This is a genomic window from Bacillus cereus group sp. BfR-BA-01524 (assembly GCF_022662595.1).
GTDB lineage: Bacteria > Bacillota > Bacilli > Bacillales > Bacillaceae_G > Bacillus_A > Bacillus_A thuringiensis_S.
The window spans coordinates 1-244 of the sequence record NZ_JAKUDW010000410.1 but is presented as its reverse complement, the minus strand read 5'-3'; the positions used below and the strand labels follow the sequence as shown (position 1 = coordinate 244).

The window sequence follows — 244 nt, the reverse complement described above, 5'->3', positions numbered from 1 at the left end:
TTAGTGTTAGCTGGTTAAAATAAGTAAATTTGATTGGAGAAACAATGAATCATGATCAAAAGTTTATAAACTTAATTTTAGATTGTGAGTATATTATCAAACAAAATATATCTCATGATTTTGAGGATATTAACAGATATAATATATTATTAAATGAACTTAGAGGATTAATTGAAACAGTGAAAAAAAAACGTTTAAATAATAAGTTATATTATTTATCGATTACACAGATGATTGATAAAAG

Annotated in this window: 1 protein-coding gene; it reads left to right on the top strand. The window is 21.3% G+C overall.

All coding sequences use genetic code 11. The features are described from left to right. Positions 1 to 44: 44 nt before the first annotated feature. A partial coding sequence (locus MR170_RS31680) for a hypothetical protein (protein ID WP_242310759.1) occupies positions 45 to 244 on the top strand: 200 nt, incomplete at its 3' end.